The organism is uncultured Xanthomarina sp. (genome assembly GCF_963971605.1).
Lineage (GTDB): Bacteria > Bacteroidota > Bacteroidia > Flavobacteriales > Flavobacteriaceae > Xanthomarina > Xanthomarina gelatinilytica.
In genome coordinates this window covers 23,580-41,334 of record NZ_CAXATZ010000018.1, presented here as the reverse complement: position 1 = coordinate 41,334, position 17,755 = coordinate 23,580, and the positions used below count along the sequence as shown (strand labels likewise).

The 17,755-nt window shown below is 35.3% G+C and carries 17 protein-coding genes; 8 read left to right on the top strand and 9 right to left on the bottom strand.

The features are described from left to right. Nucleotides 1–85: 85 nt before the first annotated feature. From AACY93_RS08355 to AACY93_RS08335, 5 genes are all read left to right on the top strand, one after another. Nucleotides 86–1,510 (top strand): ATP-binding domain-containing protein, encoded by a 1,425-nt coding sequence (locus AACY93_RS08355; RefSeq protein WP_286854217.1) that lies wholly within the window; start codon nucleotides 86–88, stop codon nucleotides 1,508–1,510. 118 nt (nucleotides 1,511–1,628) lie between these two features. Then, nucleotides 1,629–2,357, top strand: coding sequence for a 3-deoxy-manno-octulosonate cytidylyltransferase (gene kdsB / locus AACY93_RS08350; RefSeq protein ID WP_286853924.1), 729 nt, complete (start codon nucleotides 1,629–1,631; stop codon nucleotides 2,355–2,357). Nucleotides 2,358–2,428: 71 nt separating this feature from the next. After that, nucleotides 2,429–3,133: an HAD family hydrolase gene (locus AACY93_RS08345; RefSeq protein ID WP_040491853.1), complete on the top strand. Its 705-nt coding sequence runs from the start codon at nucleotides 2,429–2,431 to the stop codon at nucleotides 3,131–3,133. A gap of 27 nt (nucleotides 3,134–3,160) precedes the next feature. Then, nucleotides 3,161–4,243 (top strand): iron-containing alcohol dehydrogenase family protein, encoded by a 1,083-nt coding sequence (locus tag AACY93_RS08340; RefSeq protein ID WP_286853929.1) that lies wholly within the window; start codon nucleotides 3,161–3,163, stop codon nucleotides 4,241–4,243. A 2-nt stretch (nucleotides 4,244–4,245) separates the two neighbouring features. Then, nucleotides 4,246–4,794 carry a 1-acyl-sn-glycerol-3-phosphate acyltransferase gene (locus AACY93_RS08335; protein ID WP_286853931.1) on the top strand — a complete coding sequence of 183 codons (549 nt, stop codon included), beginning with the start codon at nucleotides 4,246–4,248 and terminating at the stop codon, nucleotides 4,792–4,794. 134 nt (nucleotides 4,795–4,928) lie between these two features. Here the strand turns inward: AACY93_RS08335 and AACY93_RS08330 are convergent, their stop codons facing one another. The 6 genes from AACY93_RS08330 to gcvT all read right to left on the bottom strand — a co-directional run bounded on the left by AACY93_RS08330 (nucleotide 4,929) and on the right by gcvT (nucleotide 10,574). After that, nucleotides 4,929–6,395, bottom strand: a complete 1,467-nt coding sequence (locus tag AACY93_RS08330; protein WP_286853934.1) for a carboxypeptidase-like regulatory domain-containing protein — start codon at nucleotides 6,393–6,395, stop codon at nucleotides 4,929–4,931. A gap of 112 nt (nucleotides 6,396–6,507) precedes the next feature. Then, the gene (locus tag AACY93_RS08325) at nucleotides 6,508–7,230 is read right to left on the bottom strand and encodes a YebC/PmpR family DNA-binding transcriptional regulator (RefSeq protein WP_007649424.1); all 723 of its coding nucleotides are present in this window, start codon (nucleotides 7,228–7,230) and stop codon (nucleotides 6,508–6,510) included. Between the two features lie 138 nt (nucleotides 7,231–7,368). Further along, nucleotides 7,369–7,659 carry a 4a-hydroxytetrahydrobiopterin dehydratase gene (locus AACY93_RS08320; protein ID WP_007649422.1) on the bottom strand — a complete coding sequence of 97 codons (291 nt, stop codon included), beginning with the start codon at nucleotides 7,657–7,659 and terminating at the stop codon, nucleotides 7,369–7,371. Nucleotides 7,660–7,713: 54 nt separating this feature from the next. Continuing rightward, a complete protein-coding gene (locus AACY93_RS08315; protein WP_286853939.1) occupies nucleotides 7,714–8,547 on the bottom strand; it encodes a sugar nucleotide-binding protein in 834 nt (277 codons plus the stop codon). 26 nt (nucleotides 8,548–8,573) lie between these two features. Then, the gene (locus AACY93_RS08310) at nucleotides 8,574–9,488 is read right to left on the bottom strand and encodes a glutaminase (protein WP_007649417.1); all 915 of its coding nucleotides are present in this window, start codon (nucleotides 9,486–9,488) and stop codon (nucleotides 8,574–8,576) included. 3 nt (nucleotides 9,489–9,491) lie between these two features. Then, a complete protein-coding gene (gene gcvT / locus AACY93_RS08305; protein WP_286853942.1) occupies nucleotides 9,492–10,574 on the bottom strand; it encodes a glycine cleavage system aminomethyltransferase GcvT in 1,083 nt (360 codons plus the stop codon). Nucleotides 10,575–10,784: 210 nt separating this feature from the next. Here gcvT and AACY93_RS08300 point away from each other — a divergent pair, with 210 nt between their 5' ends. Then, nucleotides 10,785–12,419 (top strand): aminopeptidase P family protein, encoded by a 1,635-nt coding sequence (locus AACY93_RS08300; RefSeq protein WP_286853945.1) that lies wholly within the window; start codon nucleotides 10,785–10,787, stop codon nucleotides 12,417–12,419. A 29-nt stretch (nucleotides 12,420–12,448) separates the two neighbouring features. Here the strand turns inward: AACY93_RS08300 and AACY93_RS08295 are convergent, their stop codons facing one another. Then, on the bottom strand, nucleotides 12,449–12,964 hold the full coding sequence (locus AACY93_RS08295) for a GNAT family N-acetyltransferase (protein WP_287005653.1): 516 nt from the start codon (nucleotides 12,962–12,964) through the stop codon (nucleotides 12,449–12,451). Nucleotides 12,965–13,086: 122 nt separating this feature from the next. Here AACY93_RS08295 and AACY93_RS08290 point away from each other — a divergent pair, with 122 nt between their 5' ends. Further along, nucleotides 13,087–14,646 (top strand): NAD(P)H-hydrate dehydratase, encoded by a 1,560-nt coding sequence (locus AACY93_RS08290; protein WP_287005654.1) that lies wholly within the window; start codon nucleotides 13,087–13,089, stop codon nucleotides 14,644–14,646. Nucleotides 14,647–14,696: 50 nt separating this feature from the next. On the opposite strand, the gene AACY93_RS08285 is transcribed toward AACY93_RS08290, so the two are convergent. Beyond that, complete coding sequence (locus AACY93_RS08285) at nucleotides 14,697–15,731, bottom strand: TlpA disulfide reductase family protein (RefSeq protein WP_287005655.1); 1,035 nt, start codon at nucleotides 15,729–15,731, stop codon at nucleotides 14,697–14,699. A 125-nt stretch (nucleotides 15,732–15,856) separates the two neighbouring features. Between AACY93_RS08285 and hutH the strand changes: the two genes are divergently transcribed. Next, nucleotides 15,857–17,365, top strand: a complete 1,509-nt coding sequence (gene hutH / locus AACY93_RS08280) for a histidine ammonia-lyase (protein ID WP_287005657.1) — start codon at nucleotides 15,857–15,859, stop codon at nucleotides 17,363–17,365. Here hutH and AACY93_RS08275 read toward each other — a convergent pair. Further along, nucleotides 17,362–17,733, bottom strand: coding sequence for a hypothetical protein (locus AACY93_RS08275; protein ID WP_287005659.1), 372 nt, complete (start codon nucleotides 17,731–17,733; stop codon nucleotides 17,362–17,364). The genes hutH and AACY93_RS08275 overlap by 4 nt on opposite strands. Nucleotides 17,734–17,755: the final 22 nt, after the last annotated feature.

Below are 17,755 nucleotides of genomic sequence, written 5' to 3'. Positions count from 1 at the left end.
TCTACAATTTTTTTTTAATCGTAAAAACCAAAGGACGTAAAAATCATTCCTATATTTGATGAAATTTAATAAATTAACACCTTTCATGACCTCTTCGGAATTTTATTCACTTATAAAACAGCAATTTCCATTCAAACCTACATCCAAGCAAGAAATTGTTTTATTGCAACTTTCCGAATTTATTTTCAGTAAAGACCCCAAAGCGCTTTATTTATTGAAAGGATATGCAGGAACTGGTAAAACAACAATAGTAGGTACTATAGTTTCAAATTTATGGAAAGCAAAAAAAAGTGCTGTTTTAATGGCTCCAACTGGTCGTGCAGCCAAAGTAATTTCCAATTATTCAGGTAAAGAAGCTTTTACCATTCACAAAAAAATATACTTTCCCAAAAAGGACAAAGGAGGTGGTGTTAAGTTTGTTCTACAGCCAAACAAGCACAAAAACACCATATTTATTGTAGATGAAGCCTCCATGATTCCAGATACTCCTGGCGAATCCAAATTATTTGAAAACGGTTCGTTGCTCGACGATTTAATGCAATATGTGTATTCTGGATTTAATTGTAAACTTTTGTTAATAGGTGATACAGCTCAATTGCCACCTGTTAAACTGGATTTAAGTCCAGCTCTGGATGCAAATACCTTGGAGTTAAACTATAACAAACAAGTTACCAAAATGGAACTGGATGAAGTTGTAAGGCAAGAACTTGATTCTGGAATACTGGTAAACGCAACCAACCTAAGGGAAGCTCTTTCAGATACGTTTTTTGACACGTTTAAATTTAATTTAAACACTTACACAGATATCGTGAGGTTGATTGATGGCCATGAAATCATGGACGCAATCAACGATGCTTACAGTAGGCTTGGAAACGAAGAAACAGCTATTGTTGTTAGAAGCAACAAACGGGCTAATTTGTATAACCAACAGATACGAAACCGAATCCTGTTTAACGAAAACGAGCTGACAGCAGGAGATTTTTTAATGGTTGTTAAAAACAATTATTTCTGGATAAAACCCACAACCGAAGCAGGTTTTATTGCCAATGGAGACATTGTGGAGGTGTTGGAGATCTTTAACATTTTAGACCTGTATGGTTTTCGTTTTGCCGAAGTTAAAATACGCATGGTAGATTACCCTAGAATGAGACCTTTTGAAACCGTATTGCTCTTAGATACCATTTCTGCCGAAACACCATCGTTGACCTATGAAGATTCCAACAGACTTTACCAAGAGGTTATGAAGGATTATGAAAATGAAACCAGTAAGTATAAAAAGTTTCTAAGCGTGAAGAACAACAAATACTTTAATGCCTTACAGGTAAAATTCTCTTATGCCATAACCTGTCATAAATCTCAAGGAGGCCAATGGAACACCGTTTTTGTAGAGCAACCGTATTTACCAGAAGGTATCACCAAAGATTATTTGCGTTGGCTTTATACTGCAGTTACAAGAGCCAAGGAAAAGCTCTATCTTATTGGGTTTAAAGATGAATTTTTTACTGAATAATAAACAAAACTTACTGCTGTTGCATTAAGAGTTTGGGAAAGAGAGAAAGTTTCGGCTGTTTAAGGCGTCTAATATCTTTTAAAAATCCTATTTTTGAATTAATAAAGTTACATTTTACATGAAAATTATCTCCATGATACCAGCACGTTATAGTGCCTCCCGATTTCCAGGAAAACTTATGCAGGATTTGGAAGGGAAATCGGTTATTAGACGAACCTATGAAGCTACTGTAAACACAGGCCTATTTGATGATGTTTTTGTGGTTACAGATAGCCAGATTATTTTCAATGAGATTACAAATCATGGAGGTAAAGCCATTATGAGCCAGAAAGAACACGAGTGTGGAAGCGATAGAATTGCAGAAGCCGTAGAATTTATGGATATAGATATTGTGGTCAATGTTCAGGGAGATGAACCTTTTACAGAAGTGTCCTCCTTAAAAAAACTCATTGAGGTTTTTAAGCACGATGCAAACAAAGAAATTGATTTAGCTTCCTTAATGGTTCACATTACAGATTGGGACGAAATTAAAAACCCAAATACCGTAAAGGTTATTGTGGATAAAGACAACTTTGCACTTTATTTTTCAAGAAGTCCAATTCCATACCCAAGAGACGAAACCGTTCAGGTAAAATACCATAAACACAAAGGGGTTTATGCTTTTAGAAAAGAAGCATTGTTGGATTTTTACAGATTGCCCATGTTAAAACTGGAAGCTTCCGAAAAAATTGAATGCATCAGGTATTTGGAATATGGCAAAAAAATAAAAATGGTGGAAACAGATGTGCAAGGTGTGGAAATAGATACACCAGAAGATTTGGAACGAGCCAAAAAGTTGTGGAAATAAAAATAATTTCTTTACCTGTAGGAAAATAGATGGTAAAAGGAATCTATAAAGTTATTTATAAAAAAACAGATTTGATAAAAGAATACAAAAACATAAAAGTGATTGGTTTTGATGCCGACGATACGCTTTGGGTAAACGAAACCTATTTTCGGGATGCAGAAGTAGCCTTTGCAAAACTGTTGTCAAAGTACGAAACCCTAAACAAAATCGATCAAGAGCTTTTTAAAATGGAGATGAAAAATCTTCCTCTCTATGGTTATGGCGTAAAAGGGTTTGTTCTATCCATGGTTGAAATGGCTCTGGAACTGTCCAACAACAACGTATCTCCCAAAACCATTCAAGAGATCTTGGATATTGGAAAAGACATGCTAAACAAGCCTGTGGAGTTATTGGATGGGGTAGAAGAAGTATTAAAGACGCTGTCATCAAAATATCGTCTAATTTTAGCAACAAAAGGCGATTTACTGGACCAACAAAGAAAATTGGAAAAATCTGGTTTAACAGATTATTTTCACCATATTGAAGTATTGATAGACAAACAAGAGGCTAATTATTCCAAACTTTTAAATCATTTGGATATTAAACCATCCGAATTTTTAATGATAGGAAATTCATTAAAATCAGATGTATTACCTTTAGTAAATATTAAGGCACATGCCATTCATGTGCCATTTCATACAACTTGGACGCATGAACAGGTTGATGAGAAAGAAACCAATGGCAAAACCTATAAAACAGTAGCTGGATTATTGGACATTTTGCCATTACTAAACTAATTTGATAATTATAGTTATTACATATTCATGAGTTATAAAAATTTCCCAATGGTGTCCAAAGTGGTTTTCGGACGAGGCAGTTTTAATCAATTAGGAGATATACTTTCACCAAAACGATTAAATGTAAAAGCACCATTTATATTTATAGTGGACGACGTATTTCAAGGAAATTCTTGGATAACCTCAAGAATACCATTGGCTTACGAAGACAAGATATATTACATCTCTGCAGATGAGGAACCTAAAACCTCACAAGTGGATAAACTGGTTGAAGAAATTATCCTGAACTATAAAGCCTTACCTTCTGGTATTATTGGCATAGGTGGAGGAACCATTATGGACCTGGCAAAAGCTGTTTCCATCATGCTAACCAATAAAGGGGAATCCAAAGATTATCAAGGTTGGGACTTGGTGAAAAAACCAGCTATATACCACGTTGGGATACCTACAATTTCTGGAACAGGAGCCGAAGTTTCCAGAACTACCGTTTTAACAGGCCCAGAAAGAAAGTTGGGAATCAATTCAGATTACACACCATTCGACCAAGTGGTTCTGGATCCAGAATTAACCAAGGACGTTCCAAAAAATCAATGGTTTTACACAGGAATGGATTGCTATATTCACTGTATAGAATCGTTAAACGGTACTTTCTTAAATGCCTTTAGTAAAAGTTATGGAGAAAAAGCCTATGAACTTTGTGTGGAACTGTTCTTGGATAACAACTTAACAGAAGAAGAAGCTCAAGATAAATTAATGATGGCTTCTTGGCATGGAGGCATGAGTATTGCTTACTCACAAGTAGGAGTGGCCCACGCTATGAGTTATGGCTTAGGCTATTTACTTGGTACCAAACATGGCATTGGGAATTGTATTGTGTTCAATCAATTGGAAGAGTTTTATCCAGAAGGTGTGGCACTTTTCAAGAAAATGAAAGACAAACACAATATCGATCTACCTCAAGGCATCTGTGCCAATTTATCTGACAAAGAGTTTGATATTATGATTGATGTGGCTTTAAGCTTGGAGCCATTATGGGAAAATGCTTTAGGGAAACATTGGAAAAAAACCATGACACGAGACAAATTAAAAGAACTTTATCTTAAAATGTAAGCATGCGTAAACTTGCTAAATTTATTTATTTTAAGGTTTTGGGATGGCAGTTGGTAGGAAACACCAACATGTCCAAGGATGCGGTTAAAAAAGCTGTTTTAATAGCTTTACCACATACCAGTTGGCATGATTTTTACATTGGTTTGTTATTAAGAAAGGTTATTTGGATTAAATCCAATTTTATTGGCAAAAAGGAACTTTTTGTTTGGCCTTTTGGATATTACTTTCGCGCTATAGGTGGCAGACCCATAGATAGGACTTCGGGACAAAATAAGGTTCAGGCCATAGCCCAATTATTTGAAGAAAACAATGAATTTCGTTTAACCTTAGCACCAGAAGGAACCAGAAAAAAAGTAGACGAATGGCGAACAGGTTTTTACTTTATTGCCAAAGCTGCAAACGTACCCATAATTATGTTTACCTTGGATTTTAAAAATAAGCAGAACAAGGTGTCAGTACCTTTTTACCCTACAGATGATATGGAAGCCGATTTTAAATTCATGAGACAGTTTTTTGAAGGTGTAGTTGGCAAAATTCCTGAGTATTCATAGGCGTTTGGCATACCTTTTGCATTTATTTTATTAGGTTAGTAAATTAAACATAAAGTAAACTTTTGTCCCTAAAAAGAAACATTTACTAATAGAAAAAAAGCTACTTAGTTTTAAGTAGCTTTTGTGTTTTTTATTTAATCTATAACCTTAAATTCCTTCATTTCTTTTAAAGGTTCCAACACATTGTAATCTTTCCAGTAGTTTGGGTCGAAAGCCTTCAGGGTTTCGTAATCAATTTTTCGTTTTTCTTTGGTGGCATTAAATTCCGAAATACTGATTTGACTTTCATCCATCACCAAAATTTCGTTTTTCTCTTTAAAAACACCTTCCACCTTAAAGTCAAAAGAAACTTTTTCACTGCTGTTGTTGTCTTTAAATTTGATGGGTCTATCCACATAAAAGTAGCGGTCCAACTGGTCTGTCATATAATTGGGATAGTAATAGCCTTCTTTGTGTTTTTTGTAAATTACAGAGCCTTTTTTGTTTTGCTCTATGTATTTAACGCCAAGCAGAAGTTTTAAATTTAATTTTTCACCTATTCGTCCTTTAGCAAATTTGTAATCTGCTTTTAAAATGGCGAAGGTTTCATGGGACACGTAAAAAGTACCTTCAAAATCGGCAGAACTCCTTCTAGGAGCATAACTGATCACGTATACCATTTCTGACCCTATAAAAGTAATGTCTTTGATTTCATATTCGTACTTTTTGGTATCTGTAATAAAATTTAAGATGGTTTTAGACGAAAACCCATGTTCCTCAACCATTTTATGAACCATGTTCCTTATAAACTTCAAGGAATTGATGGTGTCGTCCATTTTATTGTTGTTTTCTTTTAAAGACACAGAATCCGAAACTTTAAACCAACCAGATTTAACAGTATAGACTTTGTCCTTATCCAAATGTTTTAAAATAAGCTCTTGTCCTTTTTCGGCCAATTTTTCAACCGATTGGTCGTTGCGTTCATCCAATAACCTGATGGCTTTATCCACTTTCAGTTTGGAGGTTTCCTTGTCTTTAATAAATAATGTCCCAACAAACTCGGTATATTGTTTGGATTTGTTGTTTACAAGTTTTTTTTCAAGGCCATCAAAATCTTTGTTGAACGCTTCCAGTTGCTTCTTTTTAAAACCTGTGGATTTGTCTATTTCAAAATCGGCATCCTTTCCAACAATGTATTCGGTTCTTCGGCTAAAAACATCATAGCGAACCAATTCTGGCCTATAATTCTTTTTAAGGTTCCTATTTACATAATACATGATGGAATCTATAGTTAATGGCCTATTGGTAACATATACTTCGTGGAGCTCGTTAACCTGTTCGTCCAGTTTGTATATTTTAGATGAAAATTCTTCGAGTACCAAACCTTTCCTTTCAAAGCCCAAACATGAAATATACACTGAGTCTGATGCTTTAAAGCCTTCGGTTTCTATAGAAAAACTGCCTTCTTCGTTGGTGATGACACCATAATTAGGACCAATTTGAATGGTGGCAAAAGGAATGGGTTCGTTGGTTTTTGTGAGTACCTTTCCAGCAACTTGCTGTGCAAAATTACTATAAATAGAACCAAATAGACATAAGATGGTTAGTGACTTTTTGAGCATGTGTTTTATTTTTAAAACGATTGACTTGTAAAATTGTTACTTATAAAGATGAAAAAACCCAAACAATTTGTAAGGGTTTTTTAGAAATATTTATGAATTTATTTTAGAAAAGCTACTCTTCAGTACTTTCTTCCATAGTATGATAAACGTTCTGCACATCATCATCATCGTCCAGTTTTTCTAGAAGTTTTTCAACATCAGCTACTTGTTCTGGAGTTAATTTTTTGGTGACTTGAGGGATACGTTCAAAACCAGAAGAAAGGATTTCAATATCCCGAGCTTCCAATTCAGCTTGAATGGCACCAAAACTTTCAAAGGGAGCGTAGATTAAAATGCCATCTTCATCCACAAACACTTCTTCGGCACCAAAATCTATCAATTCCAGTTCCAGTTCCTCTGGATCCAAACCTTCGTTAGGGATCCTGAAATTGCAGGTATGATCGAACATAAAAACCACAGAGCCGGAAGTGCCCAAACTACCATCGCATTTATTAAAATAACTCCTTACGTTGGCAACGGTTCTGGTATTGTTATCTGTAGCGGTTTCCACTAAAACAGCAATGCCATGTGGCGCATAACCTTCAAAAATAACTTCTTTGTAATCACCTTGACTTTTGTCGCTTGCTTTTTTTATGGCACGTTCCACATTGTCTTTAGGCATATTTACAGCCTTGGCATTTTGGATGACGGCTCGTAACCTAGAGTTGCTTGCAGGATCTGGACCACCTTCTTTTACTGCCATTACAATGTCTTTGCCAATACGAGTAAAAGCTTTACTCATGGCAGACCAACGTTTCATTTTTCGTGCTTTACGAAATTCAAAAGCTCTTCCCATTTTTTAGATTAAAGTTTAAAATTCAAAATTTAAAGTTATTGAAGCAAATTTATAAAAATATGATAATTGAATGTGTTTGTATGAAGAAAATTCTCAATATGTACTACTGAAAATTAAGACAGATAACCGAACCCTATTTTATTCCTGAACTTCAACAATCATTTCTATGGCTTCTGCCAATTTGAAATCTTTTTCAGTAACACCTTCAGCATCGTGTGTGGAAAGTGAAATGGACAAAATGTTGTAGGTATTGGTCCATTCCGGATGATGGTTTAAGGCTTCGCATTCAAAAGCAATTCGGCTCATAGCACTAAAACAGTCCCTAAAGTTGTCGAATTCAAATTCTGCATGAATGGCATTGTCAAAATATTCCCAATCTGGAAAACGCAATAATTTTTTTTCTATGTCCTGTTCTGATAATTTACTCATGATATGATATTTTTTTATATCAATAAATTTAATGATTTTAGTTGAAACTATCAATTAAACTGCCAACTCTGTTAAAATATCGTCACTAGACACATGCAAATGTTTGGGCAACACATTTGTTTTAGGTAGTACTGCCAAATAACGTTCGTCGTTGGTTGTGTACACTCTTTTAAAAACGGGTTTATAAGTACCCAAACGTTTTATAATATCTTCAATAAACTCATCATGATGCACTAAATTGGTACTGCCCAAATGAAAAACCCCTGTTTTGTTCCTGTTAATGATGTAGTGGATTTGCTGTGTTACTTTAGAATCCGAAGTTACGTTCATTACCAAATTTGGAAACACTTCTATTGGTTCTTTGCTGTTTAATAACTCTTTTATTTCTTGAATTCTTGGCGATTGTGTTCCAAAAACCATAGGCAGTCTAATAATGGCAATTTGCCTTTTTGGCAAGCGCATGAGCATGTTTTCAATTTTAATTTTAAAATGCCCATAAATACTATGGCTTAGAGTTTTATCTTGTTCGTAACTGGGATATTTACTATAACCATCAAATACATTGGCAGAAGATAAAAACAGCAACCTGCAGTCCCGATGCGATTTTAAATAATCGCATATATGCGAATGTGCGATAACCTGAGCCGAAAAATCACCACGAAGCGCAGAAATGATGATACTTGGTTTAACGGCTTCCAAGATTTCAAATACATCGTCTTCTTCTAAATTATATTGAAAAAAATGGCTGTTCTTTTCCAATAGCTTATTATCTGTATGGTACGTTCCAAAGGTTTTAAAATAGGGGCAGAGCTCTTTGTAGATGGCGTTTCCTAAAAAACCACTGGCACCTAAAATCAATACACGATGTTTGTATTTTCTATCTTTCATACACGTTTATAACGCAAGATTTGAAATTAAAATATGGACTGATTGGTTAGTGTGGTAAATTGCTCCAAAGCCTGCATGCCTAATTTTGAATTTCCTCTTTCGTTTAGACCAGGAGCCCAAACCGAAATAATAAATTCGTTGGGAAGCAATGCAACGATACCTCCACCAACACCACTTTTTCCAGGAAGTCCAACCTCAAAAGCAAATTCGCCTGCTTCGTCATAAAAGCCACAGGTAAGCATAATGGCATTGATACGTTTGGCCTGGCTTTTGGTAAGCCTGGTTTTTTGTAGCATGCAATTCCCTTTATTGGCAAACACGTAAAATGCTTTGGTAAGCTGTGCACATGTCATCTCCAAGGAACATTGATGAAAGTAGAAATCCAAAACATCATCCACATGGTTATTTAAATTGTTGAATGATTTTAAAAGATTGGCTGCAGCATAGTTGTTGAAACCAGTTTGCTTTTCAGACAGGGCCACTTTATAATTGTAATCTATATTGGCATCGCCTGTAATGTCCCTAACATACTCTAAAAAGTCTGTTTTTGGGTTTTCTAATAAGGACACCAATATATCAGCAATTACAATGGCTCCCGAATTGATAAATGGATTTCTAGGGATGCCTTTTTCAAGCTCCAACAAGGACAAATGATTAAAGGGATTTCCTGAAGGCTCTACATCCAATCGGTTCCAGATATCTGTGCCCACTTTTGAAATGGCCAAAGCCAAACTAAGGACTTTGGAGATACTTTGGATTGAAAATTTCTTTTCGGAATCTCCTACCGAATATGCGCCTCCGGAAATTAATTGTAAATGGATACCAAAGCTATCTTTGTTTACGTTGGCCAATTCTGGAATGTAGTTGGCAATTTGGCCTTTATCTTCATCCTGAACGACATTGTTGTAAATGGCATTTAATATACTTTGGTAATCTATCATATGCTAACCCTTGTAAAAAGGAAGTTTTACTACAGTTGCAGGAACTGCGTTTTTTCTAATTTGAATATGGATTTTACTGTCAATTTCGGCAAATACCTTTGGTACATAACCCAAGCCTATCCCAATTCCTAAAGATGGCGACATAGTTCCAGAAGTTACGCGACCAATGGTTTTTCCTTGACCATCAACTATATCATAACCTTGTCTGGGAATGCCACGTTCGTCCAATTTAAAACCTATTAATTTGTTTTCAACACCACGTGCTTTTTCGGCTTCCAAAGCTTTGGAGTTAGTGAATTCTTTAGTGAATTTGGTAACCCAACCCAAACCAGCTTCAAACGGAGAGGTAGTATCATCTATGTCGTTTCCATAAAGGCAATAACCCATTTCTAAGCGTAAAGTATCTCTTGCAGCTAAACCAATAGGTTTGATGCCGAAATTTTTTCCAGCTTTCAAAACCTTATCCCAAACCTGTTTTACTTCGTCATTTTTACAATAAATTTCAAAACCACCACTTCCAGTATATCCAGTAGCAGAAATAATAACATGTTCGATGCCTGCAAAATCCCCAACTATAAAATTGTAGAAGTTTATTGCAGCCAAGTCATGGCTTGTTAAACTTTGCATGGCTTCTACAGCCTTAGGGCCTTGAATGGCAAGTAGGGAATAGTCTTCGCTTAAATCACGCATGGATGCACCAACGTCGTTTTTAGATGAAATCCAGTTCCAATCTTTCTCTATATTACTAGCATTAACAACCAATAAATACGTTTCTTCTTTTATGCGATAAATAATTAAATCGTCTACAATACCACCATCTTCATTAGGCAAATAAGCGTATTGCGCTTTTCCAATGGTAAGTTTGCTGGCATCGTTACTGGAAACTTTTTGGATAAGCTCCAAAGCATGAGGCCCTTCTATTAAAAATTCTCCCATGTGAGATACATCAAATACACCAACAGCCTTCCTAACCGTTTCATGTTCAATGTTAACGCCTTCATATTGAACAGGCATGTTGTAACCAGCAAAAGGAACCATTTTTGCTCCAAGAGCTTCGTGAGTGGATGTTAACGCAGTATTTTTCATAGAAAAAATGTTTTCATTTCCAAGAACCTGTCTGTCTGTATACAGGGACGGAAATCTTAGTTAGATTAAATAGTATTGTCGCGCAAAAGTATCAAAAAATATCTGTAATTAAGGAATGGACCTTCCATTAAAAATTTGTTAATTTTTAAAGTATTTACCAATACCTTTATAATAATCAAGTATTTTAGTTTATTATTAAAACCTTTCCAGATGAAACTTTCAATTACTACACTTTTTACTTGTTTGTTCTCAATATTGATTTTTGCTCAAGATGGTAATCCAACCGATTATTTGAGTTCCGATTTCCACAAAAGCCGAAGAGATGCCTTTAGGGAAAAAATGCCTGAAAACAGTGTCGCTGTTTTATTTGCCAATCCCATAAGGAATAGAGCAAACGATGTAGATTACGTATACCATCAAGATCCCAATTTTTATTATTTAACCGGTTTTAAAGAACCTCATGCTGTCTTGGTTATTTTTTCGGAAGAACAAACCAGTCCAGAAGGCAACAGTTATAAAGACATACTTTATGTTCAAGAAAAAAATGCTAGAATGGAACTTTACAATGGAAGACGCTTAGGGGTTGAAGGAGCCAAAAAGGAATTGGGTTTTGATATGGTGTTTTTTGGAACGGAATTTAAAAATTCGGGGATTGACTATAGCGCTTTTGATAAAGTGATGTTTTTTGATTTTGAAAATGATTATAGGGATTCCAAACGTAATCCAGCCGATTTATATAGTTTGGTAGAAACATTTAAACAGCAAGTGAACTACAATGAAACAAGTTTTCCAAACCCTATAAAAGAACGTGCTTATGAAATGATTAAAACCACCAACGCAGAAAACAGTGACAATTTAATTAAGGATTTAGGTAGAGCCATACAATATTATCCACAATTAAAAGAGGATAAATTAATTTCAGAATATGTAAATACTACAGATAACAAGACACGCATTGAATTAAAACAACAAGTTATCAAGATAGAGGCAGAAACCCCTAGAAGTAACTTGGATATAAAGACATTATCAACCATTATGGGAGCCTTAAGACAAATAAAAACTCCAGAAGAAATGGTATTGCTAACCAAGGCCATTCGGATTTCGGCCATGGGACAGCGCGAAATAATGAAAGCCATGCATCCTGGCATGTCTGAAACCGAAATTCAAGGAGTTCATGAATACGTGTATAAAAAATACGGTAGCGAGTACGAAGGTTACCCAAGTATTGTTGGAGCAGGTAATAACGCCTGTGTGTTACACTATATAGACAATAGTAAAATGCATGTTGAAAACGATTTGGTTTTAATGGATTTAGGAGCCGAATATCATGGTTATACAGCAGATGTTACAAGGACCATTCCTGCAAACGGCAAATTTACCAAAGAGCAAAAACTCATTTACGATTTGGTGTATAAGGCACAAGAAGCTGGTATCGCTGCAGCAGTAGTTGGAAACCCACACAATGCCACAGATACAGTTGGAAGGGATATTATAACCCAAGGGTTATTGGAGTTGGGTATTATTAAAACTGCCGAAGAATCCAGAAAATATTTCCCTCATGGCACTTCCCACTATATAGGTTTGGATGTGCACGATGCCGGATTATATGGCGCTTTTGAACCTAATATGGTAATTACAGTGGAGCCTGGGATATACATTCCTAAAGGAAGCGATTGCGATGAAAAATGGTGGGGAATTGGTGTGCGTATTGAAGACGATATATTAATCACAGAAGATGTTCCAGTCAACCTTTCAGCTGAAGCACCACGTAAATCTGAAGAGATTGAAAAGCTAATGAAAGAAAAAAGTGCTTTGGACGATTTTGTTTTGCCTAATTTGGATTGATTTATTTTATTCTTTTCTTTTTTGGTTGTTTAAAACGTTAAAAGCATTTGATGATTCGGGTTTGAATGCGTTTCAGAAATTTTAAAATCGTAACTTCCAATTATTCTAAATCCCGCTTTGTCATAAAAAGCAATGGCTTTTTTGTTTTCCACCCATACATATAACCACATGCCAAGTTGCTTATGTTGTTTGGAAAGTTTCACATTAAAACTAAAAAGTTCCAAGCCTAGTTTTAAATGATGAAATTCTTGCAGTATGTATAATCTTTCCAATTTTGCAACCTCTGCAAAGGTAATGTTTTTTTGTGAAGCATTTATAGTGATTTTTGAGTAACCAATTGGTTTTTCATGGTATTGCAACAGGTAGAAAAAGGTATTTGCCTCTTGCATTTCTGTTTCAAAATGCTGTTTTGTAAATTTTGAATCTATATAATTTGCAATGTCTTTTTTTGGTGCACTGCTGCCATGAGACTCCAAAAAAGATTGCCTTCCAATGGAAACAAGTAAGTCGCAATCCTTCATGCTTGCTTTTGTAATGTTTGTCATCTTTAAATTTTGGTTGACAGCTTTTTTCAAATTCAAAAGTATTATTTTACTGAATATAAAATTAACTGTATTTTTGAAAGACTTACAGATTTCTTAAAACAATTGAAAAAGAATATCATTACATGAAAATACTATCCAAAGAACAAGTTTACGAAGGTGATAAATTAACAACCAAAACACAAGATATTTCCTCTACGGAACTTATGGAACGTGCAGGCATCCAAATATTTAATTGGCTGCATATCAGAATGCAAGGAGCACAAGTGCCCATACATGTGTTTTGTGGCATTGGTAATAATGGAGGAGATGGTTTGGTGGTTGCAAGACATTTGGTGACCTATGGTTACAATGTGCATACCTATGTAGTAAATTGTAGCGATAAACGTTCGAAGGATTTTTTGATTAATTACGATAAAATTAAGCATGTTACCAAAGAATGGCCAACCTTGTTAAGCTGTAAAGACGACTTTCCACCCATTGAAGCAGACGATATAATTATTGATGCAGTTTTTGGTATAGGTTTAAATAGGGAAGTAGGCGATTGGGTAAAACAACTCTTTCAGCATTTTAAAGCGTCAAAAGCCTTTACTTTGGCTATAGATATTCCATCTGGCTTGCACACAGATCAAGTTCCAAAAGATGAAGATGGCGTGGTTTGGGCAAACTTTACTTTAAGTTTCCAATCGCCTAAATTGGTGTTTTTTTTACCAGATACAGCAAAATATTCTGTAGAGTGGGAAGTATTGGATATTGGTATTGACAGGGAGTTTTTAATGAAAACTGAAACCGAAGCAGAACTTATTGGTAAACAGGAAGTGCTCACCCTCTATAAACCAAGAAAAAAATACACCAATAAAGGCCATTATGGACATGCTTTAATTGTTGGTGGCAGTTATGGTAAAATAGGTGCAGCAGCCCTGGCTAGTCGTGCTACTTTAGCTTCAGGTGCTGGCTTGGTAACGGTATTCTTACCAAAATGTGGATACCAAATTATGCAAACCTCATTTCCGGAAGCTATGGTTGTGACTGATACCGATGAGGAACTAATTACCCAAATAGCAGTGAATTTCAATCCTTCGGCTGTTGGTATAGGTGTTGGTTTGGGAACCCATGATAAAACCATTATAGCTTTTGAAGATTTCCTTAGAAAAAACAAAGTACCTTTGGTAGTGGATGCCGATGCTTTGAATATTTTATCAAAAAAGAAAACTTTGTTGAAATTTTTACCAGAAGGATCTATTTTAACACCACATCCAAAAGAACTGGAACGTTTAATTGGTACTTGGACAGACGATTTTGATAAACTTAATAAAACCAAGGCCTTTTCGAAAAAGCACCAAGTTTTGGTTGTAATTAAAGGAGCCAATACCATTACAGTTTTGGAAGATAAACTTTATGTAAATACCACTGGAAATCCAGGTTTGGCAACTGGTGGCACTGGAGATGTTTTAACAGGTGTAATTACTGGTTTGTTGGCACAAGGATACAATCCGTTGGTTGCTGCCATTTTTGGAGTTTATTTACATGGGAAATCGGCTGATATTGCTGTTGAGAAAACAGGTTATCAAAGTTTAATTGCCAGTCATGTTATTGAAACCATTGGAGATGCTTACTTAGATTTATTTTGGCAGCCAGAACCACCTCAAGAAGAAACCAATGCTAAAGAGAATAAAAGGAAATAAATAAAGCCACTCAACAAAGTGGCTTTATTTATGGTGTTTTAAAAGGTGGTTTAAATGTTTAAAGAGTCAAACAACTCTTTCAATTTTTCACTGGAAGGTCTTGGAGCATCTGGAGTTACTATGTTTCCATCTGGATCTATTAAAATAAATCTAGGAATCCCGTTGATTTTATATTCCCTTACAAAAGGGGTTTGCCAGCCATTAGGCGCGAATAATTGAATTCCACCCAATTCTTTTTCAGCTATCATGGCTTTCCAATCTTCACGGGCTTTGTCCCAAGATCCACCATGAGACCTGTCGTCATCAATGGATAAACTTAAAAACTGGATGTTTTTGTCATGGTATTCTTTCTCCAGTGCTTTTAATGAAGGGATTTCAGCTTTACATGGTCCACACCAAGTAGCCCAAACGTCTATATATGTGTATTTCCCTTTTAAATCTTCAAAAGATGTAGTGGTTCCATCTACGTTTTCGTAATCTTCAAATGTTGGAGATGGCGCACCTTTTGGTAGATCTTTTTTCAAGGTAATGGCATCTGCCAAGTAGCTTCTATAAAATTTCAACATGGGCTCAATGTCTTTAACGGCATTGTTTGTTAAAGAAGAGTCTATTCCAGTTTTAGATGCATAAAACTCACTTAATTCTGTTTTAATGTTTTCCATCGCTTTGTCAAGCTCATCCATTTCTGTAATGGTACTTAACTCGTCCATATCCAGCAATTCTTCTTCTTTTAAGGATTTTTCAGCCAAAAAATTACTGTGTTCAGCTCCTGTTCCAGTATAAGTTATGGTTTCGTCAAATTCTTTGGTGTCTAAAGTCATGTTGATATCAAACCCATTTTTTAGAAAGACATTGGTGCTCTCACTACCATCAAAAAAGTTGTAAATACCTGTTTCCACTTTCAAGGTATCGCTAAATGTGCCATCTTCATTCACTGTAATGGTTTTAGAGTAATCGCGTGTTCTTAAAACTATGGAGTCGCTGTTTTTATTGGTTATTTTCCCCGAAAACGTAACGTAATCTTTAGGTTCTTCTTGGCAAGAGATAACTGCAATTGCAAGTAATAGAAATAAAATTTTTTTCATTGTTGCTTATTTATTTTTATCAAAAATAAAGGTTTAATTAGAATTTTCAACATTCCAGTTAATTATTAACAAATGTTTGCATAAAAGATTTGTAATGTTGAATTTTGGAACCAATTAAATTTAACATGGACAACAAGCACTACATCTCTACTAAAGAACTGGATTTAAAAACGCTCTACAGCATTGTTTCAGATAATTTGCAATTGGAGCTTTCTAACGAAGTAAAAGATAAGATTACCAATTGCAGGACCTATTTAAATGAAAAACTGAAAAGTCAGGATCTTCCCATATATGGTATAAATACGGGTTTTGGTTCTTTGTATAATGTAAAAATAACTAAAGAGAACCTAACAAAGTTGCAAGAGAATTTAATGATGTCACATGCTTGTGGAACTGGAGAAGAAGTGCCACAACCTATTGTAAGGTTAATGCTTTTGCTTAAAATCCAGTCTTTAAGTTATGGACATAGTGGTGTGCAACTGCATACGGTAGAGCGTTTGGTGGATTTTTATAACTTTGGTATTTACCCAAAAATATTCACACAAGGCTCTTTGGGAGCATCAGGAGATTTAGCTCCTTTAGCACATTTGGCTTTACCCTTAATAGGAAAAGGAGAGGTGTTTTATAAAGGCAAACTTTATTCTGGAGAGGCCATTTTAAAAGAGTTAAATTGGGAGCCAATTACCTTGCAATCCAAAGAAGGTTTGGCACTATTGAATGGCACGCAGTTTATGAGCGCTTATGGCATTTATTTGTTGTTTGAGTCTTATAAGCTTTCTTATTTTGCCGATTTAATAGGAAGTATCTCTTTAGATGCTTTTGATGGAAGGATAGAACCTTTTAATGAGTTGGTTCATTTGGTAAGACCACACAACGGTCAGTTAAAAACGGCCGAACGTATTAGGGAATTCTTGGAAGGTAGTGAGTTGATTCAACAAGAAAAAATACATGTACAAGACCCATATTCTTTTAGATGTATGCCACAAGTTCATGGCGCAAGTAAAGATACTTTGTCTTTCGTGGAAAAAACTTTTATCACTGAAATTAACTCGGTAACTGATAATCCAAATATTTTTTCTCAAGAAGATGAAATTATCTCTGGAGGTAATTTTCACGGCCAGCCTTTAGCCTTGGCTTTGGATTATTTAAAGATAGCTATGGCAGAGTTAGGAAATATTTCAGAAAGACGTGTGTTTCAGTTGGTTTCAGGATTAAGGGGATTGCCAGCGTTTTTGGTTGATAGTCCAGGATTGAATTCTGGGTTTATGATTCCACAATATACAGCAGCAAGTATAGTAAGTGCCAACAAACAATTGGCTGCACCAGCAAGTATAGACAGTATTGTTTCAAGCAATGGCCAGGAAGACCATGTGAGTATGGGAGCCAATGCTGCAACACAAGCATATAGATTGATAGATAATGTAAAACGTGTGTTGGCCATTGAGCTGTTTAACGCATCTCAAGCCTTGTGTTTGAGAGCTCCTTTAAAATCTTCAGGGTTTTTGGAAAGTTTTTTGAATGTGTATAGAACGGAAGTCCCTTTTGTGGCTTTTGACAGGGAACTTTATAAAGATATTGACAACTCCATTGTGTTTTTAAATAATTTACAAGTGGATAGTAACGAATTGTTTTAAGCCTTAGCGCACAATTCGTTAGCCCATTCAATAGCCTTATCAAGGGATTTAAAACTTTTAAAGGGTTTCGATAAAAACATTTTCTCCAAAGCCAGGTTGTCCAATCTTATTTTCCTGCCCAAAACAACGGCAAAACCAACTAAATTGGGTATTTTTGAAGTTTTAAAATAGATATTGGGATCAACCGAATATGAGTTGATCCTGTGAGTTATATATACAAATTTTTTGTCTTGAAAATGGTTAGCAGCCAACTCTTCTAAAACACTGTTAAGTTCAGGGCTTACTGTTATTCCTTCGTTCATAACGGTAACCATATAGTTGTCGTGCATGGAAACTGTGCCAAATGGTAAACTAATGATATTTGACATAACAAGATTATTTATATAGTAA

Bases quoted from the DNA above. Each gene is read 5' to 3' on its own strand.
- AACY93_RS08330 (WP_286853934.1), bottom strand. From the start codon at position 6,395: ATGCTCAAAAAGTCACTAACCATCTTATGTCTATTTGGTTCTATTTAT.
- AACY93_RS08300 (WP_286853945.1), top strand. From the start codon at position 10,785: ATGAAACTTTCAATTACTACACTTTTTACTTGTTTGTTCTCAATATTG.
- AACY93_RS08295 (WP_287005653.1), bottom strand. From the start codon at position 12,964: ATGACAAACATTACAAAAGCAAGCATGAAGGATTGCGACTTACTTGTT.
- AACY93_RS08315 (WP_286853939.1), bottom strand. From the start codon at position 8,547: ATGAAAGATAGAAAATACAAACATCGTGTATTGATTTTAGGTGCCAGT.
- AACY93_RS08325 (WP_007649424.1), bottom strand. From the start codon at position 7,230: ATGGGAAGAGCTTTTGAATTTCGTAAAGCACGAAAAATGAAACGTTGG.
- AACY93_RS08355 (WP_286854217.1), top strand. From the start codon at position 86: ATGACCTCTTCGGAATTTTATTCACTTATAAAACAGCAATTTCCATTC.
- gcvT (WP_286853942.1), bottom strand. From the start codon at position 10,574: ATGAAAAATACTGCGTTAACATCCACTCACGAAGCTCTTGGAGCAAAA.
- AACY93_RS08310 (WP_007649417.1), bottom strand. From the start codon at position 9,488: ATGATAGATTACCAAAGTATATTAAATGCCATTTACAACAATGTCGTT.
- hutH (WP_287005657.1), top strand. From the start codon at position 15,857: ATGGACAACAAGCACTACATCTCTACTAAAGAACTGGATTTAAAAACG.
- AACY93_RS08275 (WP_287005659.1), bottom strand. From the start codon at position 17,733: ATGTCAAATATCATTAGTTTACCATTTGGCACAGTTTCCATGCACGAC.
- AACY93_RS08340 (WP_286853929.1), top strand. From the start codon at position 3,161: ATGAGTTATAAAAATTTCCCAATGGTGTCCAAAGTGGTTTTCGGACGA.
- AACY93_RS08290 (WP_287005654.1), top strand. From the start codon at position 13,087: ATGAAAATACTATCCAAAGAACAAGTTTACGAAGGTGATAAATTAACA.
- AACY93_RS08335 (WP_286853931.1), top strand. From the start codon at position 4,246: ATGCGTAAACTTGCTAAATTTATTTATTTTAAGGTTTTGGGATGGCAG.
- kdsB (WP_286853924.1), top strand. From the start codon at position 1,629: ATGAAAATTATCTCCATGATACCAGCACGTTATAGTGCCTCCCGATTT.
- AACY93_RS08285 (WP_287005655.1), bottom strand. From the start codon at position 15,731: ATGAAAAAAATTTTATTTCTATTACTTGCAATTGCAGTTATCTCTTGC.
- AACY93_RS08320 (WP_007649422.1), bottom strand. From the start codon at position 7,659: ATGAGTAAATTATCAGAACAGGACATAGAAAAAAAATTATTGCGTTTT.